Origin of the sequence: Dactylosporangium vinaceum, from assembly GCF_019904175.1 — a bacterium.
Classification (GTDB): domain Bacteria; phylum Actinomycetota; class Actinomycetes; order Mycobacteriales; family Micromonosporaceae; genus Dactylosporangium; species Dactylosporangium vinaceum.
The window spans coordinates 11,680,585-11,706,997 of the sequence record NZ_CP061913.1; the positions used below are offsets into that span (position 1 = coordinate 11,680,585).

The following is a 26,413-nucleotide window of genomic DNA, read 5'->3' on the forward strand; positions in this document are numbered from 1 at the left end:
ACCGTTTCACCGTTTCGGGGCAGCCATGCGGAGCGCGAGTGCCGGACACACCGCAACCGCTTGCGCGGCAACGTTTTCCAGTCGTACCGGCACTGGCGTATCGAGGAACGTCGGGAAGCCGTTGCCGTCGAGCTTGATGAGGTCCGGGGCCACGTCGGCGCACAGCCCGTGGCCGTCGCAGCGGGACCAGTCGACGTGCAGGCGCCGCGTGCTGAGCTCTTCACGGGCGTCGGGCACCGGCAGGACCTTGGCGACCGGGCGCCCGCAGTCACCGGAGCGGGCGTGGTGGGCGAGGTCGTCGGCGAAGACTTCGAGGGCCGATGTGGCGAATCCGGCGGTACCGTCGGGATGGCTGCACGCGCCACGGCCCTTCACCGCCGCGGCGGCCGCGCGCACGACGGCCGGGTCGCCGGCCCCCGAGTTGAGGCCGTCGACGGCCCGGGCCAGGTCCGGCAGGCCCAGCCGGCACGGGCCGCACTGGCCCGCCGACTCGGCCGCGAGATACCGCACCACCCGCGCCACCTCGCCGACCGGGCACGTCTCCGGCCCGAGCGGCAGGATGATCCCGGCCCCGAGCGCACCGCCGACCGACTGCATGCCCTTGCGCGACACCAGCGCCCGCGCCGCCACGCCCATCTCCAGCCAGCGGCCGTGGAAGCCGCCGGTGAGGACGGCCGGCCCGGCCGGCACTCCGCACAGGTCCAGCACCTCCTCCAGCGGCGTGCCGGTGGGGCACTCGACGACGGCCGGGTGCCGGGCGCTGCCGGTGACGCTGAGCAGGACCGTGCCCGGCTCCTTGTTCTCCGCGTCGCCGATCTCGCAGTATCGCCGCGGCCCCATCCGAGCCGCGATGGCCAGCTGTGCGAACGTCTCGGCGTTGGACAGCAGCGTCGGCTGGCCCTCCACGCCGCCCTCGGCCGCCCGGCGCTTGATGCCCGGCGGGATGTGCGGGAAGCCGTTGATGCCCTGGACGAGCGCGCCGCCCTCACCGGAGATGAACCGGTGTGGCACCCGGACCACCCGCGCCGGCACCGGCATGTCGCGCTCGGCGAGGGCGTTGAGCAGCGAGCGCTCCCCCACCCCGTCGTCGGCGACGCAGAGCACGATCTCGATCGCCTTCAGCGCCCAGGCGACGAGCGCGGCGCCGTCGAGGATGAGGTGCGGGGCCCGGGTGAGCAGGACCTTGTCCTTCCACGCCGCGGGCTCGCCCTCGGTCGCGTTGACCACGACGAACGGCGCGAGCATCCGGCGCTCGACGGCGTCGGCGACGGCCTTCACCTTCTTGTGGAACGGGAAGCCCGCGCCGCCGCGGCCGGTGAGCCGGATGTCCTCGGCCAGCTCCAGCATCGCGCGCAGCGACAGGGGCCCGATCGGACCGTGGACCTGCTGGTGCGAGCGCAGGTCGAGCCGCTCGGCGCGGTCCAGGCCCGCGGTGAGCCGGGCCGGCCCGATGGACAGGACGGTCGGCACCTGCGGCGCGGCAACGGCGGTCCCGCCGCCTCGACGCGAGCTCATCGGGCCTCGCCCCGGATCTGGTTCCAGAACGCGACATCGTCCTCGTCGTCGTCGCGGTAGCGGCGGCCCCGGCGACCGGTGGTCTGCGCCTGCGCCCGCTCCTGCCGCAGCACGCGGCGGGTGTCGAGGTTGACAAGGGTCGGAGTGTCGTCGGCGACGTACGGGTCCTCGTCCGCCTCGGGCTCCGCGGCGTGGGCGGCGCGGCGGGCGGCGAAGCGGTCCCGCAGCGTCAGCGGCTCCTCGAGCACGGGCTCCACGTAGGACGGACGCTCGGCGTAGTCGGCGTACGGGTCGTAGTCGTCGTTGACCGGCGCCGTCGCCACACCGCGGTAGGCCGGGGCCGGCTCGTCGAAGTACTCGTCGGTGAGGTACGGGTCCGGCGCGGCGGGGCGCTCGTCGTAAGCGGGCGGCGGCACGTCGTCGGAGAAGACCGGCCGTTCCTTCGTGGAGAAGCGCTCATCGGCCGCGTAGACCGGGCGCTCAGTGGTGGAGAAGCGCTCACCGGCCGCGTAAACGGGGCGCTCCGTGGTGGAGAAGCGCTCACCGGCGGTGTAGACCGGGCGCTCCTCGCGGGCCACGACGGGGCGCTCGCGCGTCGAGAACGCCTGGCGCTCCTCGCGGGCGAACGGCTCGACGAAGCTCTCCTCGTAGGACGGGATAGCGGTCACCGGGGTGATGTCGACCGGAGCCGGCTCGCGGCGGTACTCCGCGCGCAAGTCGCTCGGGCCCTCCTGCGACCAGGTCTGGTCGGCCGGCGGCGCGTCCCAGCGGAAGCGGCTGCCGAAGCGCTGCTGACGGCGCTCGTATCCGGCCGGCTCGGGCCGCCCGACGGGCGCGATCTCGGTCGTGGTGCGGTCGGCGGCGAGCTTCTGCTGCCGCCGGGTGCGCTCGGCCGACAGCCGCAGGCCGAGCGCGGCGGTGACCAGGAAGAGCAGGACCAGGTAGCTGGCGGTGACCCAGACCGCCGGGGGGCGCCCGGCGTTGAGGCCGTGCCACATGGCGACGGGCCAGCTCAGGTACGCCGTCGCGTGCAGCGGCCGCCACATCCACGGCCGGCCGGTCTGGGCGAAGCGGGAGCGGACGATGCCTGTCCACATCACCATGACCATGAGGTAGGCCGCGACGGTCCCGGCCCCGACCGCGAACGGCGCCGCGACGAACGGCACCAGCGCGCCGAAGACGCCGACCCGTGCAGCCGCCAGCTCGGTGCCGATGTGCAGGGCGAGGCAGGCGATCGCGACGATGCCGAGCGTGCGGTGCAGCGACTGGACCCAGACCCGGTGCCGGGCGACGAGGATGATGCGGTCGGTGGCGACGAGCCCGATGATGACCGTCAGGGTCAGCGACACCAGGGTGAAGACACCGCAGTAGAAGACCAGGAAGCTGAAGAGCTGGCCAAGCGTTTCGCGCCCGCCCCCGGTCGCCACACCCAGCAGCAGCAGCCCGGCAAGGACCGCGAGCGCGACGTTGACGGCGGACGGCGGACCCCCCGGTGTGGATCGACCGCGTGACGACTGGACCCCGCCGGAGCCCGACGGGTGCGGCTGAACCATTGCAGATCCTCAATCCTGTTGAGCTGGTTCCGGCGGTTTCCACCAACCGGCGAAACCAACGTAGGCAAGGCCTGAGGAATGGGTCAATTTAAGTTTCATCCAGCTCGGGCAAGGCTCCGGAGCATGATCAACAAGCCGAATTCAAGGACTGTTAAAGTTCTTTGTTGATCCACTTGACCCGCGGCCGAGCGCTCAGCCGCCGAGAGTCGGGGGCATTTGCCCGTTTTGCCGCGCGCCACCAGCACATGCTGAACACATCGAGAAACACCGTGACCAAATGATTGCGAACGGTAACCCTCAACATTTTTGTGGCCTTTCTTAAGTAGCCGTTAGGGCTTCTTTCGGAAAGCCTTGAGCCAGTCATTGATCTCATCGTTCGGGCCCACACAAACGGTGCGACGGGGCACCCGCGGGGTTCGTACACAAGTTCTATCCACAGCCTGTGGACGAACATGTGTACGACGGTGGCGATCAGATCCGGTACACCGCGCAGGCTCCGGAGCGGTACATCAACGTCGCGTAGCGTGACAGCTCGGGCGACGGCGGCATGATGTCGTCCTCGGTGAAGAGCCAGCGGACGCGGTACCTGTCCCGCAGCACGCCGATGCTCGCCGCTGACGGGTTGCTGAAGGCGTTGTCGTTGTCGGCCAGGACCTGTGGGAGCCAGTACGCGGTGTGCTCCTGCGGCACCCCCTGGACCGCCTCCTGCTCGTGCGCGGCGGCGGTGTACGCCCAGGACTCGACCAGGACCCGGCGCTCGCTGTAGGCGGCGATCCCGAAGTGCCGGCGGTCGCACGGCGAGTGGCCGCGGCGCCCCTCGTAGGCGCAGTGCATATTGGTGGCCACGAGGTCGTTCGGGGACGAATGGTCGCGCAGCCAGCGGCCGGCCTCGAGCGTCCCCTGGGTGACGATCGGCCACAGGTCGGCCCGCTCACTCCAGCCGTTGTCGCGGCCGTCCTCGGCCGCATAGACCACCTGGCGTACGGCGGTCGGCGCCGTGCAACCCAGCAGGAACACGGCGACCAGGCCGAAGAACACCGGCCGGCGCCGGGCGATCAACAGCCCACCCAGGGCCACGGCGGCCGGCACCGCCCACGGCCACACCAGCGCCACCGTCACGGCCACCGCCCCCCGCGAAGGCCCGATGAGCGGCACATCGCCGCCGGTCGCCAGGCGCAGCACGAAGACCGTCGCCAGACCGGCGCCGAAGGCGAGGAGCCCGGATGGCCGCTCGAAGACGCGAACGATCCCCCAGACCGCCAGCGCCGCCAGATAGGGCCGGGCACCCTGGAGGAAGAAGCCCTCCGCCTGCCCGCCGGAGTGCCCGAACAGCACCAGGGTGGCGAAGCCGGCGAGCCCCAGTCCCAGCAGCAGCAACGCATCCGGCTCCAGGAGACGCCGGCGCAGGCCGAAGGCGCCGCCCCAGATCGCCAGCCAGCCGAGGACGGTCAGGGCGAGGAGCACCAGCAGGCGGTACAGCCGCGGGTCCTCGGTGTAGTGCGTGGTGACCCCGGCGGGATTGCGGCGCATGGCGTCGAGCGGCCCCAGGCCGAGCCCCTGGCTCTTGCCCCCGAACAGCACGAGCTGCGCGAAGACCAGCCAGCCCAGGACCACCGCCAGGGCCGCCGCGGCCACCCGGTGCAGGCGCCGGTGCAGTGCGAAGTGCGCGGCGACCACGAGCAGCAGGCCGCAGAGCAGCGTCGGCAGGAAGCTGGCCTTCGCGCCCATCACCGCGGCCGGCAGCAGCAGCAGCGCGATCCGGCGCCGGCGGTCCCCACCGTGCTCGCGCAGGAGGTCGAGCAGGATGAGCATCAGCGGTACGAACAGCAGCGCACCGAACGTCTGGGTCGGGCTCGTCCACAGGGTGAGCCGCAGGTTGGAGCCGTCGTCGGTCGCGTTGAAGCCGTAGTCGCGGTAGAAGAGGTCCTGCACCCAGCCGTACGGGTCGGGCGAGAGCGCGAAGAACGTCGCGAGCGCGGTGAGCGCCCCGGCCGGCCACGAGCCGCCGACCCGCCGGCCGACCGCGGCCACGGCCACGACCAGCGCGAACATCACCGGGAGCATGGACAGGCGGGTCACCAGCACGTAGGGCTCGATGCCGGTGGCCCAGCTCGCCGCGGCCATGTCGGCGTACGCGAACCAGTGGTAGTAGATCGGCTCGCTCACCACCCACGGCGTGACAAGTCCCATGTGGTGCTTGAGCTCGCCGACCAGGGCCAGGTGGAATGTCAGGTCGATGTCGGGCTTGCCGTAGCTGGGCCAGCCGAAGCCGTGGTGGCGGTAGTAGACGGTGCTCCAGAACAGCAGGACCAGCGCCGTCCCGGCAAGTGTCCACGAGTGCGCCATCGGGGCTCGTTCGGCGCACCGCCAGTACGATCGGCGCAGTTTTTTGATTGCCACGAAGGCAGCGATGACGCCGGCCGGCACTGTCAACGACGCCAGCGGGAAGCCGGCCGCGCGGGCGGGAACGTAGGCGAGGACCTCGAGGCCGTAGCCGACGGCCGTGCCCACCGCGAGATCCTCGCCGAGCCCGCGGGAGCCACGGTGGATCAGCCGCCACAGCAGCATCCCGGGCATGGTGACGGCGAGCCCGACGTACAGGGCGAACGCGAGGTACGTGACGACGGAGACGCCGTAGGTGTGCAGGACGGCCCCCGTCGCGGCGAACACCAGCCCGGCCGGCCACCAGCCGGAGCTCCAGCGCACCCGCAGGCGCCCGCCGGCCCGCTGGGGGCGCGTGTCCGATCCGTCCCGTTCCGCCAGCAGGGCCATGAGAGGCTTTCCTACCGGCCCGGCCCGGATCGCCGGCGCGTTTTACGGGGAATTCACCCGCTGGCGCTCGGCCACGCGGATCAGCACGGCCTTGAACGCCGCGTACGCGTCCGCGCCCACCGCGGCCGCGTGCCCCGCCTCGATGTCGGCCAGCACGGCCCGCGACTTCGCGATGAAGTCGAGCCCTCGATCCGTGGGGACGACCAGCTTGGCCCGGCGGTCCTGGGGGTCGGGGCGCCGGGTGACGTACCCCAGCGCCTCCAGCTCGTCCACGAGCGTCCCGATGACCTGCTTGTGCTGCCCGGACTGGGCGGACAGGTCGGTGGCCCGGCTGCCCTCCCGGTCGAGGTAGGCCAGCACCGCGCCGTGCCGGGGCCGCAGCTTCGGGTGCCCCTGCGCGGCGAGGCGCCGGTACAGCTCCTTCTGCAGAGCGAACAGCACCTGCGCGGAGAGGACGCCGAGATCGGTGGGTGTAGTGGTCACTGAGCCTGACTATAGGCCGGGCGAAGCACGACACCGTCGAGCATGGCCGCCGGCCCGCCGCCGAACGACGTGAGCCGCTTCTGCAGCGGCTTCGGCAGCCGGGGCAGCACCTTGAGCGCCTGGGCCATCGTCCACACCTGAAGCCCGCTGCGGGGCACGAGCGTCGCCAGCACCGACGGCCCGATCCGCCGGCTCGCGGCCACCGTCGACGCCATCGCCCGCTCATAGGCCGGGTAGGCCACGCCGTGGTCCCCGCCGGCCGCCGCCAGCTCGGTGGCCAGCACGTATCCGCCGACGAGCGCGAGGCTGCTGCCACCGCCGACCGCCGGCCCGGGCCCGTATCCGGCGTCCCCGGCAAGCGTGACCCGCCCTCGCGACAGGCTCTCCAACCGGATCTGACTGATCTCGTCGAAGTAGAAGTCGGGTGCGGATTCCAGATGCTCCAGGATTCGCGGTACCTCCCATCCGAGCCCGTCCACGAGCGTTCGCAACACCCGGTGCTGCGCCGCGGTGTCGCGGTAGTCGTAGGGGATCTCGGGACTGCGCATCAGGAACGCGGCCCGCACTCGTCGGGGATCGCTCGTCGGATAGATGGCGACCGACCGGTCGACGGTGCTGTAGTTGACCACCCGGTCGCCGAGGCCGAACACGTCGGGCAGCGTGTAGACGGCGAGGTAGGCGCCGAGGAAGTGCCGATACCCCCGCTCGTCACCGAACACCAGCCGCCGCACCCCGGAGTGCAGCCCGTCCGCCCCGACGATGAGGTCGAAGTGCTCCCGGGACCCGTCGCTGAGCGAGACCACGGTGTCGTCGATGCCATTGACCTGGACCCCGAACCTGTACTCCACGTGCCGCTCGGTGGCATCGTGCAGAATCCGGGCCAGGTCCCCGCGCATGATCTCGATGTGCCGATCGGAGACCCCGGCGAGCAGCTCGGCACCGTGAATGGTGACGTCCGCCTTCCCCGGCCGCACCAGTGTCATGAGGTCCGTGGACGTTCGATGCGCCCGCACGACCTCGCCGAGCCCCATCCGATCCACTACCTCGACGGCCGGCCCGAGCAGGTCGACCGGATGCCCCCCGCCCCCGGTGCGCAGCGACGCGGTCCGCTCGACGACAGTCACCTCGAACCCGGCCCGCTGTAGCCAGAACGCCACCACCGGCCCCGCGATGCTGGCCCCGCTGATCAATGCACGCATCTCGAACCCTCCCCCTGCTCCATTTTGGTGCAGCCCCATGTACTACCGCTCGGTTTACTTACCTACCGGACGGTAAACCCTTACCGCCCGGTAAGTCAATTAACTGTCCGGTAGGTCATTTAGGCTGGACGGGTGCCACGACCGAGGACGAGTGAGACCGCCGACCGCATCCGCGCCGCCGCGATGGCCCTGATCGCCGAGAAGGGGGTGGCGCAGGCCAGCCTGCGCGAGATCGCGGAGCGCGTGGGCATCACGAAGCCGGCGCTGTACTACCACTTCGCGTCCCGCGAGGAGTTGCTGCGCGGCCTGGTGCAGCCCCTGGTCGACGACATGGAGGAGCTCCTGGCCGCCGCTGAGGCCGCCCATGAGGAGGACCCGCAACGCCTCCTGGCCGACTACTTCGACGTGACGTACCGCCACCGCGCCATCACCAGCATGGTGATGACCGACCCGAGCGTCCTGGCCCACCTGAACCTGGCCGCGGCGGTGGACGGCTGGCGTCGCCGGCTGACGGCGCTGATGTACGGCCCGGAGCCGACGCTGGCCCAGCGGGTCAGGGCCACGGTGGCGATCGGCGGCCTCGGTGACTGCACGATCCTGGACCTGGACGCCGCACCGACCGAGGTGCGCCGGGCGACCCTGGAAGCCGCCTACGCCACCCTGGGCTTCTGACCCCGGAAAACCGCCGCTCGTGAGCCTGGCGGACGAGCCGGCCGGCGGGCCGTCCGTCAGTACAGACCATGACGTCCATCTCCCGCGTCGGCGGCCATGAGGGCGGACAGCGCCTCCGGCCCGCCGGACGAAAGGGCCCGCATGCCCGACGGCCGTAGCAGGTGGCTGTTCCGTGTGGGCGCCGCGGTCATCGTGCTGGCGGTCCTGTGGGCCACCTGGGTTCGCTTCCTCCCGCGCGAGAGCCGGAACGACGAGGCGACGTTCGGGCAGTTCCTGCTGGCGCTCATCGGCTTCCTGATGGCCGGGGCCGGCGCGCTGAAGACGCGGCCAGGCCCAGCCGCGCCCATCAAGATTGCCGATGAACTGGCGAGCGCGGTCCATGCCCAGTGGAAGAATTCCGCGGGCGAGCGAAGGCTGATTGTCCCGGCGCCGATCCCGTTGCGCTGGCGATCGACCATTTTCCCCATATTCGGCGGCCTGGATACCGTCTGGCCAGACGATCCGGACGCAGCGCCTTTTCCGCCACTTCCCGGCATGCCCGCGGTGACCCACCGGACCCTGCTGAGCGGAGGCCGTCAGGACCTGCTCCGGCTGTACGGTGGCCTGCCCACCGGACGCCTGGCGATCAGCGGCCCAGCCGGCAGCGGCAAGACAAGCGCCGGAATTCTTCTGGTTCTGGACGCGCTGAAACACCGAATGGACCTGCCCGAGTCAGACCGTGCGCGCACCCCGGTGCCGATCCTGCTGAGCCTCTCGTCGTGGGACCCCCTAGCCGAATCCCTCGAACGGTGGCTCATCACCCAACTGCGGCAGGCATACCCGGTCGTGCGTTCCGAACCATCGCGTGTGATCGAAAAGCTGTGCCGCGATGGTTCGCTATCGCTGATATTGGACGGCTTCGATGAAGTGCCGACCGGCACCAGGACCAATATCCTTGAAGCTCTGAGCACGCAGGCCAACGGTCGCGTCATCATCCTGTCCCGCCCTGACGAACTGGCCGCGGCGGCCCAAGCGCGGTTCCTGACCGGCGCCCTGGTCATTGGACTTGAGCCGATCGCCGGTAGCGATGCGGCAGCCTACCTGCAACGCGCCTTGAACAGGCCGGCCCCGGCGGACTGGGACACCCTGCTGAAGAACCTACGCTCCGACCGAGATGGCACGGCGGCGCGCGCATTGTCGACGCCGCTGAACATCACTCTGCTCCGTGACTCCGTGGAGCCTTCCGATGGCATCTCCGGTCTGCTCACGACCCGGGCCACCGATTGGCCGGATTTCGAAAGGCACCTCATCGACCGATTCACGAAGGTCGCGTACCAGAGTGAGATGGGCCCGACCGCCACGGGCGACCGAAACAATGCCCGGCAGGCCCTAGGCTGGATCGCGGCCGACATGGAGCGCCGCGGGACGCGCGATCTCGGTTGGTGGCATCTGCCGCTGGCTATACCTCTTGGCTGGCAGACGGTCATCATCGCGATGGTCGCGTTCGTACTGTTCGCAACGGACTGGAGCTGGGCTCCGGGGATCCGATGGGAATTTCCGGTCGTTCCGGCCCTGCAGGAGGCGTTCGCCTTTGCGGCCATCGTCGTGCTGGCGACGCAATGGCGGCTGACCGGGGCCCTCCAACCGAAGCCTTCGGTCATCATCACCGCGGCCGTCGGTATGACCTGCGGGGTCTTCTACTTCGTAAGCGGCGACGTCGATCTCGTGAGAGTAGTGGTCGCGGCCCTCGGCATCGCGTTCGGCTCCGGCACTCCCACCCTGCTCAGCCGCTCGCGTCGACCAGGGCGGGCACACCGCCGGTCAGCCCGGTTTCTGCTGCTGCTCATCCTCGCCGCGACATTTCTCATCGCGGTGGACCTCAATGCCATTCTGGCCGCCCCGTTCGGCCTCGGGCTCTTCCTTGCGGTCGCGGCCGTCCGCCGCGTCACCGTGCGATCCGATGTCAGCAGTCTGGGCCCTCTCGACACGTGGCGGGGTGACGCCGTCCACGCAGTCGTTACCGGATCCATCTTCGGGTGCCTGGTCGGTCTGGTCGTCATGGCCAACTGGAACCCGTTCGTCGAACGGAGCTCCTTCGGCCCCAACCCGCTGGTCGGAGGCTCGGTCGCGCTTGCCTACTACACTTTGGCCGGCCTGGTCCTGACAGCGGTGGCCCATCCGTCCGGTCAAACCTGGATCGCCGCGCTCTGGCTACGCATCCGAGCCGGGACGCCGATTCGGATCCTGGCGTTCCTGGAGGACGCCCGTCGGCGCGGGGTCCTGCGCACTGTGGGCGCCCTCTACCAGTTCCGTCATGCGACGCTCCAGGACCGGCTGGCCGCTGCCGCGGGGCAAGGGCCCGAGAGCTCGCCGACGTCGACGGGTTCGAACGTTGGCGGGGCGCCGCGCTAGCCCTGGCAGTGGGCGGCGGTCGGGGTGGAGGTGGGTGCGGCGGCGAGGGCGGTCGACGGGGCGGCGTTGGCGGGCTCGGGCTGGACGTCCAGGGCGGCCGCTGACGCCGGTGCTGAGGACGGTGCGGCGGAGGTGCGGGTGGGGGCGGTGGTCTTCGGGGCCGCGGCCGTCGGGCCGGTGGTGGTTGTGGCGCCCGGGCGTTGGACGGTGCCCACGGTGAGCGTTATGCCGGTCAGGGTGGTTCGGCGGCCGGCCGTGTCGGTGGTGCGGATGGTGAAGGGGCCCTTGCCGGCGCCGGACTCGGCGATCCAGTAGTTGTAGTCCGTCCTGGACAGCGGCTTCCACGAGCTGCCGACCTGGATTTCGGCGGTGGACAGCGGATTGCCGGTGTTGTCGAAGCGCAGCGCCAGCCAGTACTGCGACGAGCCCTCCTTCACCCGGACCGAGACCGGGCCGGGGACGGAGGGGCTGGCGACCTGGGTGTACGAGACCTTGATGATGCCGTCGCTGATCGTGCCGATGCGGGCGAACGCCTGCTGGCTCAGGTCGATGTGGCCGGCGGCGCATTCGGGGCAGCGGTCGGTGATTTTGACGCGGACCGAGCCCTTCGGGCCCTTCACGTCCAGGTAGCCGCCGCACGCGGCGCCCGACTGATACTCGGCGTTGCCGAGCGCGACGACAAGCGGCTCCGCCACCTTGTCGAACGAGCAGTTGCCGCCGCCGTCGGCCGCGTAGTACGTGGCCTGGCCCGAGCTCGACTGCACGACCGCCGCGCAGGCCGCGCCCGAGGTCTGGGCCACCAGGACGGCGGTTGCGGTGCCGGCTACGACAACGCCGACTCCGGCGCCGATCAGGAAGCGGCGGGTACGCCACCACGCAGTCTCTGCCACCGCCGCAGCGTACCGACGGCGGCGGGGGCGCGGCCGGAACCAAAGCGAACCTTAAGACGGGCCAGGAATCCTTTTCGCGCCGACGTAACCACCTGACCGGCCCTGATCAGGGACGCTGTCTGAGTGACGACGACGCTACGGCAGGTAAGGCCGACGGTGCTCGACTTCCGGGGACGGTTCGGCCCGAGCATCGACCGATGGGCGTACCTGCCGGTCGACGTGCCGCCGGGCGTCAACCGGATCACCGTGCGGACCTGGCACGAGCGGTTCTCCGTGCTGGGGCCGGCCCGCAACGTGCTGGACCTGGGGATCTTCGGGCCGGACGGGTTCCGGGGCTGGTCGGGCGGGGCGCGCGACGGGTTCACGGTGGCCGCCGGCGACGCCACGCCCGGATACCTGCCGGGGCCGATCACGCCCGGCCGCTGGTCGGTGGCGTTCGGGCCGGTGGTGCTGAACCCGTTCGGCATGCGGTGGCGGGCCCGGGTGACGCTCGAGCACGGCGACGACGAGCCGGTCGAGCATCCGCTCGGGCCGGCCGAGCGCACGAACCGCAGCCGCGTCGGCTGGTACCGCGGCGACCTCCACCTCCACACCGTGCACTCCGATGGCGTGCGCGAACCGGGCGAGCTGGCCGCCGAGGCGGCCCGGGCCGGCCTGGACTTCGTCGCCTCCACCGAGCACAACACCAGCTCCGCGCACCGGGCCTGGGCCGGCGGACCGGCGGACGGCCCGCTGGTGATACCCGGCGAGGAGGTCACCACCCGGCACGGCCACTGGCTGGCGCTCGGCCTGCGGCCCGGAGCCTGGGTCGACTGGCGCTACGGGCCGAAGGACGGGCGGTTCCCGGGCGAGGCGGACCGGGTGCGCGAAGCCGGTGGGCTGGTCGTGGCCGCGCACCCGGCGGTGCCGATGCCGGGGTGCGCGTGGGAGTTCGGGTTCAGCGACGTCGACGCGATCGAGGTGTGGAACGGCGCCTGGAGCGTCGACGACGAGGTGGCCCTGCGCATCTGGCACCGGCTCCTGCGCCGCGGCCGGCGGATCGTGGCGGTGGGCGGCAGCGACTCGCACGCGCCGCACCAGCCGGTCGGCCACCCGCAGACGGTGGTGCTCGCCGGCGCTCTGGCCCCGGAGGCGCTCATCGCCGGCCTCCGGCGCGGCCGGGCCTACATCGCCGAGTCGAGCGCCGTCGCCCTCGAGCTGAGGGCGCAGGGCGCATCGGTGGAAGCGACTGTCACCGGTGCCCCGAACGCGACGCTCTCGCTCATCACCGAGCGGGGCCGGATCGCGAGAGGCCGGGGCCGCGTGGAGGCGCAAGCCGCCGGGTGCCGATTCGTCAGGGCCGAGGTGCGGCACCGCTACACGAGAAGGATGGTGGCCCTGTCGAACCCGATCTGGCTAACCCCACCAGAAGACGGCGCCGATGATGGCGTACAGGGCGACTAGGCACGCGCCCTCCAGCCACGTCGACTCGCCGTCGAAGACGATGAACGCGACGGCGATCACCGTGATCGCCACGGCCATGATGAGCATCGGCGCGAACACCAGGGTCAGCGTCGTCGCGGTGAGCAGCGACAGCAGGACCAGCGCCGGGGCGAGGACCAGCGCGATCTGCAGCGGGCTGTTGATGATGACGCTCAGCGCGTAGTCCGACTGGTTCTTCCAGGCCAGCTTGATGCCGATCACGTTCTCGATCGCGTTGCCGGCGATGGCCACGATGACCAGGCCCGCGAACGCCTGCGAGATGCCGAGGGCCTCGATCGCCGGCTCCAGGGCGTAGACGAACCAGTCCGAGACGAGGGCGGCGCAGCCGCTGGCCACGGCCAGGAGGGCGACGGCGAGCCAGATCGGCCAGCGCGGCGGCTCCGTGTGCGCGGCGGCGCCGGCCCCCGAGGCGGTGGATGCGGAGCGCTTGAGGCTGGCCGGCAGCGAGAGCGCGAACACGACAAGCAGGATGATCGCCACGAAGATGGACAGCGCCTTCTCGTGCGGCTCGGCCGGCGTGTGGACATACGAGGCCAGGCTCGGCAGCACCAGCGCGCCCGTCGCCAGCACCATCAGGACCATCGTGGTGCGGGCCCGCTCGGAGTTGAACGTCTGCGTGCCGTGCTTCAGGCCGCCGGCGACGAACGCGAGGCCGAGCACCAGCAGGATGTTCGACAGGATCGAGCCGATGATGGCCGACTGGACGACCGAGACCAGGCCGGCCTTGAGCGCGAAGAAGCCGATGAACAGCTCCGGCAGGTTGCCCAGCGCGCCCTGCAGCACGCCGGTGGCGCCGGCACCGAACCGGTCGCCGAGCTGCTCGACGCTGCGGCCGACAAGCGAGGCCAGGCAGGCCACCGCCGCACCGGCCACGATGAACGCGACGACCGACGGCACGTTCGCGTAGCGGGTGACCGCCGCCGCTCCTACGGCCACGGCGCAGAGCCCGAAGACCATGAAATCGGAGCGCTCGAAAATCCGGTGCGGAGTGGGGGCGGCCTCGACAGTCACGCCGTCGAATATGACAGACGATCACAAGCCTGTCGCGGCGACCAGCCCGAACAGTTCCCGCAGTTTGGCCGCGCGCGCCGGGCTGCCGTGGCCGACCCAGGCGATCCGCCCGAGCAGGTGATTGCGAAAATCGGGGTGATCATCCCGGTTGGCCGCGTCGAGGCCGTCGCGGGCGGCGGCGTGCAGGATGGCCCGCAGCCGGTCGTACTCCTCCCGGGCCACCCCCGGCCGCTCGTTCACCACGAGGCCAGCCAGCCGCTGCCGATCGCCCCGCCCGCGCACGCGCGTCTTCGCCGGATTCACCCGGAAGCCCTCGCCGGCCACGATCTGCCTGACGGCCGCGATGACGTGATCGGCGTTGAACGACCCGGAAAAGGCGAGATCGTCGGCGTAGCGCGTATACGTGGCACCGAACGACAGCGCCAGCCCGGTCAGCCGCCGGTCGAGCCGGAACGTGCACAGATTGGCAAGCGCCGGCGAGGTCGGTGCGCCCTGCGGCAGATGCGGGGTGCGCAGCGCAATCGAGCCGCGCGCGATGTCCGACGGGGTGCTCGTCGTGCACAGTGCGGCGAGGGCGTGCGCGACCGGCTCCGGGTAGCCGACCGAGCGGAACAGGCCGTACACCCGCTGCACCGAAATGCTCGCAAAGAAGTGCGCGAGATCGATCCGTACGACGACGTCCCGCCCGGTGTGCGGCGCCGCGAAGGTGTGGACCGACCGCCCGGGGACGAAGCCGTGCGCCGCCGGGTGCACCGGAATGCGCCCGAGCACCTCGTCCAGCAGCCGGCGCTGCAGTCCGCGCAGGAGCGGCTTCGGTGCCTCGATCAACCGCCGGCCCATCCAGGTGTACCGGTAGTGCCTGAGCGGTTCCCGCAGAGTCTTCCGGTTCATCTCCCGCCGGTCGGCGAGCCAGTCGAGCCGGTCGCCGTCGAGCTCCAGGAGTTCGGCGAGGGCCGCGAGGTCGTCGAGCACGGGCGTGTCCCACCGCATCCGCACCGTCCGCGTCGGCACGGCCCGGCGCACGACGATCCGGACCGGCAACCGGGCCGGCAGGTGCGCCGCGATGAACTCGGCGAGCTCCATCGGGCGGTCGGCGGGCCTGTGGGGGTACCCCCGGAAAACGTCTGAAAGCAGTGCGGCCAGCCATCGCGGACGGCGCCCGAAGGTCGCGGCGCCGGCTTCGGCCAGCGCCGGGCGGGACCATTCCGGTGCCGCCAGCATCGCCAGCGCCAAGGCGTGTGCGACAGCGCGCCCCGACGTTGCCCGGTCGTGCCTGCCCGGTGTCGCACGAAGTGCGGCTGAGGGCCGGCGGTGTGCTGCGGTGCTCATCACTGCGCCCCCGGGGTTGCCCCGGAGCGATCACGGCGAGCCGCGATCAGCTCGGGGCGCGCTGCCACGGGCTCAGCCTACGGCAGCTTCTCCTGATACTCCTGAAGCGCCCGCCGGGCGAACACCTGCTGGAACGTGGCGACCCGCTCCGAACGGCCGCGGCCGATGAAGCTGACGAACCAGTGCAGGACAGCTGTCACCCGGTTCTTGAAGCCCACCAGGTAGAGCAGGTGCACCACCAGCCAGAGCAGCCAGCCGAGCAGGCCGGCGAAGTGGAACCGGCCGACGCTGGCGACGGCCGAGAACCGCGAGATGGTGGCGAGGCTGCCCTTGTCGAAGTACTTGAACGGCTGGCCGGTCGGCTGCCCGGCCAGGCGCTTCTTGATCTGCCCGGCCGCGTGCCGGCCGCTCTGGATCGCGACCTGGGCGACGCCGGGGAGCTGGTCGAGCGCCATCATGTCGCCGACCGCGTAGATCTCCGGGTGCCCGGGCACCGTGGTGTCCGGGTTGACCTTGAGCCGCCCGGCCCGGTCGGTCTCGGCGCCGGTCGCCTGGGCCAGCTGCACCGACAGCGCCGGCGCGGCCACGCCGGCCGCCCAGATCTTGGTCGACGACTCGATGCGCCGCCGCCCGTTGTCGGTCTCGACCTCGATGCCGCTCTCGTCGACGTCGACGACCTTGGTGCTCAGCTCCACCTCGACGCCGAGCTTGTGCAGTTGGCGCAGCGCCTCGGTGGAGAGGTGGTCGCCGAACGTGGAGAGCACCGTCGGCAGCGCGTCGACAAGGATGATCCGGGCCTGCCGCGGGTCGATGTTGTGGTATTGCCCCGGCAGGTGCCGGTGCGCGAGCTCGGCGATCTGCCCGGCCATCTCGACGCCTGTCGGGCCGGCGCCGACGACCACGAAGGTCAGCAGCCGATCGATCGCGGCCGGATCGGTCTCGATCTCGGCCAGCTCGAACGCGCCGAAGATCCGCCCGCGCAGTTCCAGCGCGTCGTCGATGCTCTTCATGCCCGGCGCGAATTCGGCGAACTCGTTCTTGCCGAAGTACGACTGGGAGGCGCCGGCCGCCACGATGAGCGAGTCGTATTCGACGCTGTAGGCGACCCCGGGCGCGACCACGTCGACCCGCTTGGCCACCGGGTCGATGTGGGTGGCGGTGCCGAGCAGCGTCTTGGCGTTCTTCTGGCGCTTGAGCACCTCCCGGATCGGCGGGGCGATCTCGCCCTCGGACAGGATGCCGGTCGCCACCTGGTACAGCAGCGGCTGGAACAGGTGGTAGGCCGTGCCGTTGATCAGGGTGACGTCAACCGGGGCGTTCTTCAGCGCTTTGGTCGCGAAGAGTCCTCCGAAGCCGGCGCCGATGACGACCACCCGGTGTCGCGGCTGCTCATGCTCGTCCATAAATCAAGTACACCACCGTTGCGTCGCTGCGAATGTGTGTCGTGCACTACCTGCTGTGAGCCGGCTCAGGTCGCTCGTTACGCGGGCAGCAGGCCCCGCACGTACGCGGCCTGGCCCGCGTGCTGGACGTCGTCGTCGAGGATGCTCACCAGCCGGACGCCGAGCGACACCGGCGGGTCCCAGCGCTCGTCGACGATCCGGTCCAGGTCGCCTTCCTCGAGGTGGGCCAGGTAGGAGCGGGTCCGGGCGTAGACGGCGTCGAAGTACTCGAGCAGCGCCGCGGCCGACTCCGGCCGGACCGCGTCGACCTGCTCGGGGCCGTGCCCGTAGCCGCTGTCACTGGCCTGCGCCTTCAGCCCGAACTTCGCCGCGTAGTCCCCGGTCACCCACAGTTGCTCCGCGCCGTCCATCAGGTCGGTGATGTGGTCGTCCTGCACCCGGGTGAGGTGCCACACCAGCCAGCCGATCGAGTTCGCCCCCGGCTTCGGCGCCCAGTGCAGCTGCTCGGCGCTCAGTCCGTCGACCGCTTCGCGCACCAGGTCGGGGAGCCGGCCGAACCCCTCGGCCAGCAGTTCGTGCACCCGCATCCGTCTCGCTCCCTCTCTGCTGTGTCGGCTCCGTCTGTTGTACCCCTGCAGCCGGAGTGCAGTCGTGTCGCAGCGCACGTTCACAACGTCTCGCCCCGCCAGCCCCACTCGGGCGAACGGAATCCCTCGATGCTTGTGAAGCGACCACCGGCCGGGACCATTCCCACCGACGCCGAGGGTTCGGAGAGCGCTCTCTTTGGGCTGCTTTAAGTGCGGCTTAGATGGCTCCCGGCGGTGGCCGAAGGCCGTCTACCATTCCGCCGTGGCGAAGAGGCTTACGCGGGGTCTGCTGGCGGGTGGAGCTGGCGTTTTGGCGCTGGCTGTAGTGGCCGGGGCGGTGTATCTCCGGGCCGGTGACGACGCCGCAGCGCCGGCGGCGGAGCCGGTGAGCGCTCTACAGTCGGGGGTCTCCGGCTCGTCCTCCGATGGTTCGGCCGGTCTCGGCGGGACTTCGGCCTCGGCCTCGGCCTCAAGCCCGGCCTCCGCTTCGCCGACGTCGGCCAAGGCCCCGGCGGCCGTCGGCGGGTGGGTCCCCGTTGACCCGGCCGTGTGGAAGGCGCAGGTCGACGCCTACGCGGCCCTGTCCCCCGACCCGGTTCCCGCCGGTGTGGGCAACCTGGCGGAGTTTCGGGCCGACTGCCAGTACAGCCACTCGGCCGCGGACGACCCGATCGTCTTCCCGGGCCTGCCGGGCGCCTCGCACATGCATTCGTTCGTGGGGAACAAGGCCACAAACGCCGCCACGACACCGTCGGACCTGACGAAGTTCACGGCCACGACGTGCAAGCCGGTCCTGGACCACTCCGCGTACTGGGTTCCGACCCTCTACGACGCCGCGACGAACCAGCCGGTCGAGACCACGGGCTTCCGCGTGTACTACCGCACCCGCATGAACACCTCGACCGGCCAGTTCCCGATGCCCAACGGCCTGCGCATGATCGCGGGCGACGCCAAGAAGAGCGTCCCCACACCCCGCGGCTCCCAGGGCCAGTTCTACTGCGCCTTCTACGGCCCGGGCGACCTGGACGGCATAGCCCGCAGCACGAACGGCAACTGGCCCATCTGCGGCGGCGACGCGACGCTGCACTTCATGCTGGCGTTCCCGGACTGCTGGGACGGCAAGAACCTGGACAGCCCGAACCACAAGGACCACGTCGCCTTCGGCGCCAACAACGCGTGCCCGAAAACGCATCCGGTGAAGATTCCCGCGGTGACCTTCGACATCCAGTACGGCGCCAAGGGCACGACCGCCGGCTACTACCTGTCCTCCGACAAGCAGGGCGCGAGCGCCTCCTCCATGCACGGCGACGCCTTCATCATGTGGGACCAGACCACCATGAACAAACGCACGAAGAACTGCCTCCTCCAGCGCCGCACCTGCGACGACAACGGGTACCAGCAGTAAGCCCACCGCCGGCCACGCGCCGCGCCGGCCGGCCGGCTTCCTCGATACGTGCTAGGCGGGAACCTGGTCGCAGGCGGCGACCGGGCCGTTGGCGAGGCGGATCGCGGCGCGCTGGTCGTGGGCCTTGCGGTTGACTCGGACCGTGTAGACAAGGGTTTGGCCCGGGGCGATGTACTGCGGGTGGATGCGGAAGTAGCTGTCGTTGCGGCCCGGCTCCGGCCACTCCACCAGCGCCAGCGGCATTGCGGCCGCCGGGACGTAGTCGGCGCGGGGTTCGCGGCAGGTGCGGTCGAAGGGCAGGAAGTCGACCTGGGCCCGGACGCCGAACGCGGCGAGCCTGGCGCGTAGGCCGTCCGGGTCGCGGTAGTCGAAGATGGAGACGCGGACCGAGCCGTCGTCGTCGCGGGAGACGGCGTACGCCGGCTGGTTCAGCTGGGTGATGAGCACCGCACCCAGAGCGACGGCCGACGTGGCGGCCACGGCGGCCACGGCGACCGGCCGGCGGCGGCGGGTGGAACGGGCGGGGGCCGGGGCGGTGCCGGCGGCCGAGCCGGTGGCCACCACCAGCTTCAGCTCGTCGAGCAGGCGGTCCTCGAAGGTCATTTCAGGCGTACCCATGGGCGTTCACTCCGATGCTGAGGCGGGCGCGGTGGAGGCGTACTCGGGCCAGGACGGGCGAGATGCCGAGGGCGGCTGCGGCTTCGGCTATGGTCAGCCCGTCGACGGCGACCAGTTCGATGATTCGTCTCGTGCCGTGGGGGACGTCGGCCAGCGCGGAGTACACCTGCCGGGCCTTTGACTCGGCGTCGATGCGCTCTTCCAGGCGGGCGATGTCGGAGGGGTCCAACAGCCGGCGGCCGGCGATGCGGCGGCCGGCGTCGTGCTCGCGGGTGGCCCGGCGGCGTTCGGCGGCGACCACGTTGTGGGCCACGCCGTAGAGCCACGGGAGCAGGGGGCCGCGGTCCGGGCGATACGTGTGGGCCGAGTCGATGACGGCCAGGAAGACGTCGGCGGTCAGGTCGGCGGCGGTGTGGGGGTCGTCGACCCGGCGGGCGATGAAGCGCTGGACCGCGTTGATGTGCTCGCGGTAGAACGCCTCGAACGCCTCCGGGCTCCGGGCGAACTCGGGAACCTTGTCAATCACACCTGTACTTGGTCTTTGCGCACCGGAGCGTTACAGGCCCGGCCACCGGACTCCGACATGCGGCGCAGTCCGGTGGCCGGGCCTCTCGACCGATCAACCGTGGCTAGTACTGGATGTTGATGTTGCTCGCCTCGTGCGTGTCGTACCAGCCGCCGGTGCCGCCGCTGAAGCCGGGCAGCACCGTGGCGGGCAGCGTCACCAGCGTGTCCAGGACGGTGGTGCCGTCGATGGTGACGACGAGGTCGCCGCCGCCGCCGGCCCGGACCTGGACGTTGTGCGTGCCGGCGCGCAGGTTGGGCACCCCGGCGGTGGCGGTCGCGATGAAGTTCACGCCCATGGCGCTGCCGCCCGTGGTCGCGATCCCGATGAAGTTGTTCGACGCCTGGCTACCCTGCGGATACGTCACGAAGCAGACCGCCACCCCCGGGACGCCCGCGAAGCCGAGGCCGCCGCCGGCCGCACCGAGCGAGCTCGACGTGCCCGCGGCCGGGTCGACGAGCATGAAGGTCATGCCGTCGGCACCGCCCTGGCCGTCCCCGATCCGGATCGTGAAGCTCGCGTTGAGGCGGGCCGGGTTGATCGGGGTGGTGTAGATCGCGGTACCGGCCTGCATCGCCACCGGCCCGGTGAGGCGGACGGTGCCGCCGTTGACCACCGTGGAGCCGTTGGCCTTCCAGTTCGCCGACGGCGGGGCCGCCAGCGGGGTGAGCGCCGCGCCCGACGTGATCTGCACGTTGGAGGCGGCGTGGACGTCGTTGACGCCACCGGTGCCGCCGGTCAGACCGACAAGCGCGGTGGCCTGCAGCGCCGGGACCCGGCCGCTGAGGACCTGGACCCCGTCGAGCTTCACGATGACGGTGAGCCCGACGACCTCGATCTGCACCTGGTGGTCGCCGGTGCGCATGTCGGTCAGCTGGGTGTTGGTGGCGACGTACGTGAAGTCGGCCGCGCCCGGTTTGGTGGTGGCGATGCCTATCCAGTTGCCCGACGCCACCCCGGAGCCCTGGTACGTCCGGAACGTCACCGCCACCCCGGACAGCCCGTTGACGCCGACGCCCGAGCCGGCCGTGCCGACGCCACCCGCCGACGTGGCCGGGTCGAGCAGCGCGAAGGACATGCCGTCGCCGCCGCTGCCGCCGCCCATGGTCATCGTGAAGGAGGCCTTGAGCCCGTTGGTGTTCACCGGCGTGCTGTAGAAGGCCGAGCCGGCGAGGTTGTTCTGGGCGGCCGTGAGGATCGCTTCGTCGCCGTTGGGATAGGCGCTTCCGTTGTACCGCCAGCCGGTCCCCGGCGCCGGAATGCCCGTGCCGCCGGAGGTGATGGCCACGTTGCTCACCGCGTGCCGGTCATAGGCACCGCCGGTGCCGCCGCCGAACGCGAGCAGCGTGCTGGCCGGCAGGGCCACCGTCGACTCGAGCACCTGGGTGCCGTCGATGGACACGGTGAGCTTGCCGGTGGCCGTGCTCACCACTATCGCGTGGGTGCCGGTCCGCAGGTTCGGGATGTTCGTCGCCGTGGCCAGGTACTGCAGGCCGGCCGCGTTGCCGGTCGTCGCGATGCCGATGAAGTTGGCCGACGTGTCGTTGGCGCCCTGCCACGTATCGAGCGAGACGTAGACGCCGGGCAGGTTCTGCACGCCCATCCCGCCGCCACCGCCACCGACGCTCTTGAGCCCGATGCTCCGGGACGCGTCGAGCAGTGCGAAGGCCAGGCCGTCAGCGCCGCTGCCGCCGCCGATCTGCGCGGTGAACGAGGCCGTCAGGTTGGCGCTGGGCAGTGGGTTGGAGTAGATCGCCGTGCCCACCTTGTCACCCGCGTTCGGGGTGAGCTGGAGGGCGGTGCCGTCCATCGAGGCCGAGCCGTTCAGCACCCAGCTGCCGCCGACGATGCTCGGCACCGGCGCGCCCGTCACCGTGGCCGTGCCCCGGACCGGGATGCTGTGGGCGCCGTGGCCGTCGTCGGAGCTGATGAGGTACTGCCCCGTGAACGTCCCGGCCTGGGTCGGCGTGAACTTCACCTGGATGGTGAGCTCGTCGTCCGGGCCGATGGCCTGGCTCTCCGGCAGCGGCGTGTCGACGACGAACGGCAGCGTCGGCGGGGCCGCCTTGGTGATGGTCAGCCCGAGGTTGCCGGCGTTGGCGACGGTGAGGGTCTTCGTGACCGACGTGCCGACCGGGACGGTGCCGAAGTCGAGCTCGCCCGGGTCGATGGTGAGCTCGGCGCTTCCGGTCACCCCTTGACCCTTCAGCTGTACTGTTGCAACCCCATTGGCCCCGGAGATGCTCAGCGACCCGGTGTGGGGGCCGCTGGTGGTCGGCACGTAGCTCACGCCGACGGCGATCGTCTGCCCGGGCGCCAGGACGGTGCCGGTGGCGGGCAGGCCGGTCACCGAGAACGGCGCCGCCGGGGAGGTGGTCGCGGTGACCGTCTCGTTCGCGGTGCCGGTGTTGGTGAAGCTGGCCGTCAGGACCTTGCTCGAGCCGACCGGCCGGTCTCCGAAGTCGACGACAGGCGTGTTGGCGGTGAAGCCGGGCTTGATGCCGTTGCCCACGAGCGTCGTGGCGACGGTGCCCGTGTTGGCGCCGTCGGTCACGGTGAAGTTGAGCAGCCCGCTGGCCGGGCCGGGCACTGTCGGCGTGAACTTGATCGGCACGCTTATCGTCTGGCCGGCGCTCAGCGTGACCGGCAGCGCCGGCGGGGTCGCCGTGAACGGGGCGGCCGTGTTCACCGCGGAGATGGTGATCGTGCGGGTGGCGGTCGCGGTGACGGTGCCGGTGCCGTTCGCGCCGAGGGCGACGTTGCCCAGGTCCAGCTGGGGCGCGGCGAGCGACGACGTGGTGGGCTGGCCGAAGCCGTAGACGAAGCCGTCACGGGTGCCGGCGTAGACCCGGCCGTTGGAGCTGGCGGGGGACGAGAACTTGGAGACGTACCCCAGAGTGAAGCACCGCAGTTGCTGCATCTGCTTGTTCACCGGCACACCGCGGTAGGCGCAGAGGCGGCCGCCGTTGCCGGCGGGGCCGTCGGCGCCGATGAGCCAGACCACCGCCGAGCCGGGGGTGGTGCCGTCCGATGTCACGATCGGTGAGCCCGAGGTGTACCCGAACGACTCAGCGCTGTTGCCGGCGAGTGAGAGGGCCGGCTTGCCGTCGCCGGTCGCGGCGTACTTGAAGGCCAGCAGCTGCGACGTCGACTGGAGCATGTAGATGTAGCCGCCCTCGCCGCCGTACACCGCGGGCCGGCTCCAGAACCCGTGGTAGGGGCCGAGCTGCTGCACCACGTTGTCGCCGCCGTTGGCGCCCTGCGCCTTGCCGCCGAGGTTGTCGCGGTTGAGCAGGAAGACCCGGCCGTCCTTGCCGCCCTGGACCATGAGGTGCGGGACGCTCGCGGTGCCGAAGTACTGGTCGGGCAGGCCGACCGGGCCGCCGCTGCCGAAGTCCTGGTCGTTCTGGTCGAGCACGGCCGCGTTGGACGGGCTGAAGAAGTCCTTGGAGGAGATGACCCCGTTGGCGTCGACGCCGAGGCGGATCACCGACTGCGACAGCTGCTTCGGCGGCGGCATGCCCGGGCTGTTCGGCGGGGTGGCGCCGTTGCCGGTGGCCACGAACATCCGGCCGTTGCCGTCGGACATGATGCCGCCGCCGGCGTGCCAGATGCCGGCGAGCTTGTTGCTCACGCCGACCTCGTCCGACCAGAGGTTGGTGACGCCGGTGCTGACGTTGACGCCGGCGACCCAGCCGACGTATGTGCCGTAGTCGCAGTGCCCGCCGAACGCCAGGTACACCACGCCGTTCATGAGCAGCAGACCCGGGCGGTTGTTGACGTCCTTCGCGTTGAAGGGGTGGTCCGGGTCGTTCGCGGGGGTGCCGGCGATCTTGATCGGCCAGCCGGACTTCTCGGCTCCGGTGGTGAGGTTGACGGCGTGGAGGTACCAGTTCGGGTGGTTCGCGTCCGGTCCGTCATTGGTCTTCGTGCTGATGTACGTGTAGCCGCTGGAGGCGTCATAGACCCCGGTGGAGGTGCTGCCGATGTTCGGCGTGAGGTCGGCGCAGCCCGTCGTCGCGGCCGGCCACGGCGCGCCGAGCGAGCGCGACCACTTGACGGCGCCGGTGACCGCGTCGAGCCCGTAGACCCAGTTGTCCTCGGTGGCCGTGACCACGGTGCTGCCGACCACCAGTGGCTGGGCGTAGACCTGGCCCTGCACCGGCGTCTTGAACAGCTGGCCGAAGTTGGCCCCGACCACCGTGCTCGGGGTCAGGCCCGGCTCCTGGTTGTCCCATCCGGTCCGCAGTACGTCCTTGGCGATGGTCGTGTTGTCCGCGTGGGCCGCGGGCGGCGCTACCAGTACGGAAGCCGCCAAAATCCCCGTGATTACCGCACTTACTATCGTCCGGGCTCGTACGCGCATGGAACCGGACCGTAGTCATTTTCATGTTCGTTTTCGACCGCTATTCGTACCGCCTCGTAATCCACCTGTCGGACGAGTCCGCGCTTTTACCGCGTAGCAACGAATTCCGCCGGACATTGGTAGGCATATGTCCGATTCAATCGGTTTGGTCGTTGCCGCAAATGGTGCAATGCACCTTTTCAGCGAGCTTCCAGGAGTCGACCAACCATCGTCACGTGATGGTGGCCGGATTATTCCGGTCGCGTGTCGGATTTGAAAGGCCACGGATATCGAGAAAGGGTAACGAATAGGGTCGTAGCCGTTCCGCGAGGGCGGGGTGAGCGGTTCCGATGGGCTTGTCATTGTTGGTCAGCACGAGAGGTGCCGATGAAGCTCATCTCGATCGTGTCCCGGGCCGCCGTCGCGACAGTCGTGACCACCACGGTGGCCGGTGTCGCCGCGGTGGCCGCGCCGGCGGCCACGGCCGCGGTGCCCGCGTTCAAGCTCCGCCCGGCGATCACCGGGCATGTCGAAAAGGTCTCCCGGACGGCGCCGCTGTCCACCTCCGACTGCGTCGCGCAGATCGGCATCCACTGCTACTCCCCGCTGCAGTACCGCACGGCGTACAACCTCAACTCGCTGTACTCCCGCGGCATCACGGGCAAGGGGCGCACGATCGTCATCGTCGACTCCTTCGGGTCGCCGACGATCCAGCACGACCTCGAGGCCTTCGACGCCCAGTGGGGCCTGCCGAACACCAGCGTGCAGGTGGTCCAGGCCGGCACCATCCCGGCGTTCGACCCGAACAACGCCGACCACGTCGGGTGGGCCCAGGAGACCACGCTCGACGTCGAATACGCGCACGCGATCGCGCCCGACGCCAAGATCGTGCTGGTGGAGACCCCGGTCGCCGAGACCGAGGGCGTGACCGGCCTGCCCGAGATGATGAACGCCGAGAAGGCCCTCATCGACAAGGGCGTCGGCGACGTGATCTCGCAGAGTTTCGGCGCGACCGAGAACACGTTCCCGGGCTTCGACAAGGGCGACTTCCGCAGCATCCAGAACCTGCGGTACGCCTTCGCCGACGCCGCGCTGCACGGCGTCACGGTGCTGGCCGCCTCGGGCGACGCCGGCGCGACCGACTACCAGGAGAACGGCGAGGACCTCTACACGTTCCCGGTGAACTCCTGGCCCTCGTCGGACCCGCTGGTGACCTCCATCGGCGGCACCCAGCTCAACCTCGACAACACCGGCAAGCGGGTCTCCGCCGACGTCGTCTGGAACGACGGCTACGGCGCCGGCGGCGGCGGCCTGTCCCACGTCTTCCCGCGCCCGCTCTTCCAGGCCGGCGTGAAGAACGTGGTCGGCAACCACCGCGGCACGCCCGACATCTCGATGAGCAGCGCCGTCGACGGCGGCGCGTGGGTGTACTACTCGTTCGTCGGCGCCGACTCGCCGTGGCACATCTTCGGCGGGACCAGCGAGGCCACCCCGATCTTCTCCGGGATCGTGGCCCTGGCCGACCAGCAGGCCGGCCGCCGGCTGGGCGACATCAACGCGGCGCTGTACCTTCTCGGCGCCGGCAGCACCCACACCCACCTGCCGACCGGCCTGGTCGACGTGACCTCGGGCGACAACAGCTTCGAAGGCGTCACCGGCTTCCCGGCCACACCCGGCTACGACCTGAGCTCGGGCTGGGGCACCATCGACGCGGGCAAGTTCGTCCCCGCGCTCGCGTTCCTGTAGCAACCGCCGCACGGTGAGGGGCCCCGGCGCAATGCCGGGGCCCCTCGCTTGTTCACTCCGACTTCGAGGGCGTCTGCGAGAGCGCGCTGCCCGCGGCCTTCTTGTCTTCCTTTGTCGCCTCGGGATCGCGCAGCACCTCGCTGGCCGCCGAGGCCGCCTGCTCGCTCGTCTGCTTGGTGTTCTCAGCCATCACTGCTCCTTCGCATCACCGGGGCGAGATCCGTTCGTAGGACGTGATGCCCCGTCGACGCCCGGCTCAACCGGCCGGACTCGCCCCACCGCCGGGTTCCAAGCCCTCACGCTGCGAATCCTTGCGATTCCGCAGCGCGGATCCGGCCTCATCCGTTCGGCCAGAACCGGCGGGAACATCCATCCGGCTCGTTGGCTTAAGTGGCGATTAAGTCCGATTCGTCGGCGTTGCTGAACTGGGAACGAGCTGGGAGATTC

The 26,413-nt window shown here is 70.7% G+C and carries 19 protein-coding genes; 5 read left to right on the plus strand and 14 right to left on the minus strand.

Annotation, left to right across the window (positions count from 1 at the left end; genetic code table 11):
* Positions 1-6: 6 nt before the first annotated feature.
* From Dvina_RS52625 to Dvina_RS52645, 5 genes are all read right to left on the minus strand, one after another.
* The gene (locus tag Dvina_RS52625) at positions 7-1,515 is read right to left on the minus strand and encodes an NADH-quinone oxidoreductase subunit NuoF family protein (protein WP_223099901.1); all 1,509 of its coding nucleotides are present in this window, start codon (positions 1,513-1,515) and stop codon (positions 7-9) included.
* The gene (locus Dvina_RS52630; protein WP_223099903.1) at positions 1,512-3,068 is read right to left on the minus strand and encodes a ferric reductase-like transmembrane domain-containing protein; all 1,557 of its coding nucleotides are present in this window, start codon (positions 3,066-3,068) and stop codon (positions 1,512-1,514) included. The genes Dvina_RS52625 and Dvina_RS52630 overlap by 4 nt, the downstream gene beginning before the upstream one ends.
* A gap of 471 nt (positions 3,069-3,539) precedes the next feature.
* Entirely contained in the window at positions 3,540-5,840 is a 2,301-nt protein-coding gene (locus Dvina_RS52635) for a hypothetical protein (protein WP_223099904.1), read from the minus strand.
* Positions 5,841-5,882: 42 nt separating this feature from the next.
* A complete protein-coding gene (locus Dvina_RS52640) occupies positions 5,883-6,323 on the minus strand; it encodes a MarR family winged helix-turn-helix transcriptional regulator (RefSeq protein WP_223099906.1) in 441 nt (146 codons plus the stop codon).
* Positions 6,320-7,522 (minus strand): FAD-dependent monooxygenase, encoded by a 1,203-nt coding sequence (locus Dvina_RS52645; protein ID WP_223099908.1) that lies wholly within the window; start codon positions 7,520-7,522, stop codon positions 6,320-6,322. Before Dvina_RS52645 ends, Dvina_RS52640 begins: the two co-directional genes overlap by 4 nt.
* A 132-nt stretch (positions 7,523-7,654) precedes the next feature.
* Here Dvina_RS52645 and Dvina_RS52650 point away from each other — a divergent pair, with 132 nt between their 5' ends.
* Both Dvina_RS52650 and Dvina_RS52655 read left to right on the plus strand, forming a co-directional pair.
* Positions 7,655-8,194 carry a TetR/AcrR family transcriptional regulator gene (locus tag Dvina_RS52650; protein WP_223099910.1) on the plus strand — a complete coding sequence of 180 codons (540 nt, stop codon included), beginning with the start codon at positions 7,655-7,657 and terminating at the stop codon, positions 8,192-8,194.
* A gap of 174 nt (positions 8,195-8,368) precedes the next feature.
* Entirely contained in the window at positions 8,369-10,585 is a 2,217-nt protein-coding gene (locus Dvina_RS52655) for an NACHT domain-containing protein (RefSeq protein ID WP_223099911.1), read from the plus strand.
* Here Dvina_RS52655 and Dvina_RS52660 read toward each other — a convergent pair.
* Complete coding sequence (locus Dvina_RS52660; protein ID WP_246655889.1) at positions 10,582-11,475, minus strand: expansin EXLX1 family cellulose-binding protein; 894 nt, start codon at positions 11,473-11,475, stop codon at positions 10,582-10,584. The genes Dvina_RS52655 and Dvina_RS52660 overlap by 4 nt on opposite strands.
* Before the next feature lie 123 nt (positions 11,476-11,598).
* Here Dvina_RS52660 and Dvina_RS52665 point away from each other — a divergent pair, with 123 nt between their 5' ends.
* Positions 11,599-12,918: a CehA/McbA family metallohydrolase gene (locus Dvina_RS52665; protein WP_246655890.1), complete on the plus strand. Its 1,320-nt coding sequence runs from the start codon at positions 11,599-11,601 to the stop codon at positions 12,916-12,918.
* On the opposite strand, the gene cax is transcribed toward Dvina_RS52665, so the two are convergent.
* From cax to Dvina_RS52685, 4 genes are all read right to left on the minus strand, one after another.
* On the minus strand, positions 12,871-13,968 hold the full coding sequence (cax, locus tag Dvina_RS52670; RefSeq protein ID WP_246655891.1) for a calcium/proton exchanger: 1,098 nt from the start codon (positions 13,966-13,968) through the stop codon (positions 12,871-12,873). The genes Dvina_RS52665 and cax overlap by 48 nt on opposite strands.
* A gap of 21 nt (positions 13,969-13,989) precedes the next feature.
* Complete coding sequence (locus tag Dvina_RS52675; RefSeq protein ID WP_223099913.1) at positions 13,990-15,051, minus strand: reverse transcriptase family protein; 1,062 nt, start codon at positions 15,049-15,051, stop codon at positions 13,990-13,992.
* A gap of 323 nt (positions 15,052-15,374) precedes the next feature.
* Positions 15,375-16,700 carry an NAD(P)/FAD-dependent oxidoreductase gene (locus tag Dvina_RS52680; RefSeq protein WP_223099915.1) on the minus strand — a complete coding sequence of 442 codons (1,326 nt, stop codon included), beginning with the start codon at positions 16,698-16,700 and terminating at the stop codon, positions 15,375-15,377.
* A 77-nt stretch (positions 16,701-16,777) separates the two neighbouring features.
* Complete coding sequence (locus tag Dvina_RS52685; RefSeq protein ID WP_223099917.1) at positions 16,778-17,287, minus strand: mycothiol transferase; 510 nt, start codon at positions 17,285-17,287, stop codon at positions 16,778-16,780.
* Between the two features lie 262 nt (positions 17,288-17,549).
* On the opposite strand from Dvina_RS52685, the gene Dvina_RS52690 reads away from it, so the two are divergent.
* Positions 17,550-18,692, plus strand: a complete 1,143-nt coding sequence (locus Dvina_RS52690; protein WP_223099919.1) for a DUF1996 domain-containing protein — start codon at positions 17,550-17,552, stop codon at positions 18,690-18,692.
* A gap of 51 nt (positions 18,693-18,743) precedes the next feature.
* On the opposite strand, the gene Dvina_RS52695 is transcribed toward Dvina_RS52690, so the two are convergent.
* From Dvina_RS52695 to Dvina_RS52705, 3 genes are all read right to left on the minus strand, one after another.
* Complete coding sequence (locus Dvina_RS52695) at positions 18,744-19,310, minus strand: hypothetical protein (protein WP_223099921.1); 567 nt, start codon at positions 19,308-19,310, stop codon at positions 18,744-18,746.
* The gene (locus tag Dvina_RS52700) at positions 19,297-19,836 is read right to left on the minus strand and encodes an RNA polymerase sigma factor (RefSeq protein WP_223099923.1); all 540 of its coding nucleotides are present in this window, start codon (positions 19,834-19,836) and stop codon (positions 19,297-19,299) included. Before Dvina_RS52700 ends, Dvina_RS52695 begins: the two co-directional genes overlap by 14 nt.
* A gap of 103 nt (positions 19,837-19,939) precedes the next feature.
* A complete protein-coding gene (locus tag Dvina_RS52705; protein ID WP_223099925.1) occupies positions 19,940-24,193 on the minus strand; it encodes an Ig-like domain-containing protein in 4,254 nt (1,417 codons plus the stop codon).
* A 414-nt stretch (positions 24,194-24,607) separates the two neighbouring features.
* On the opposite strand from Dvina_RS52705, the gene Dvina_RS52710 reads away from it, so the two are divergent.
* Positions 24,608-25,966 (plus strand): S53 family peptidase, encoded by a 1,359-nt coding sequence (locus tag Dvina_RS52710; protein ID WP_223099927.1) that lies wholly within the window; start codon positions 24,608-24,610, stop codon positions 25,964-25,966.
* Positions 25,967-26,018: 52 nt separating this feature from the next.
* Here the strand turns inward: Dvina_RS52710 and Dvina_RS52715 are convergent, their stop codons facing one another.
* Positions 26,019-26,156, minus strand: coding sequence for a hypothetical protein (locus Dvina_RS52715; RefSeq protein WP_223099929.1), 138 nt, complete (start codon positions 26,154-26,156; stop codon positions 26,019-26,021).
* Positions 26,157-26,413 lie beyond the last annotated feature (257 nt).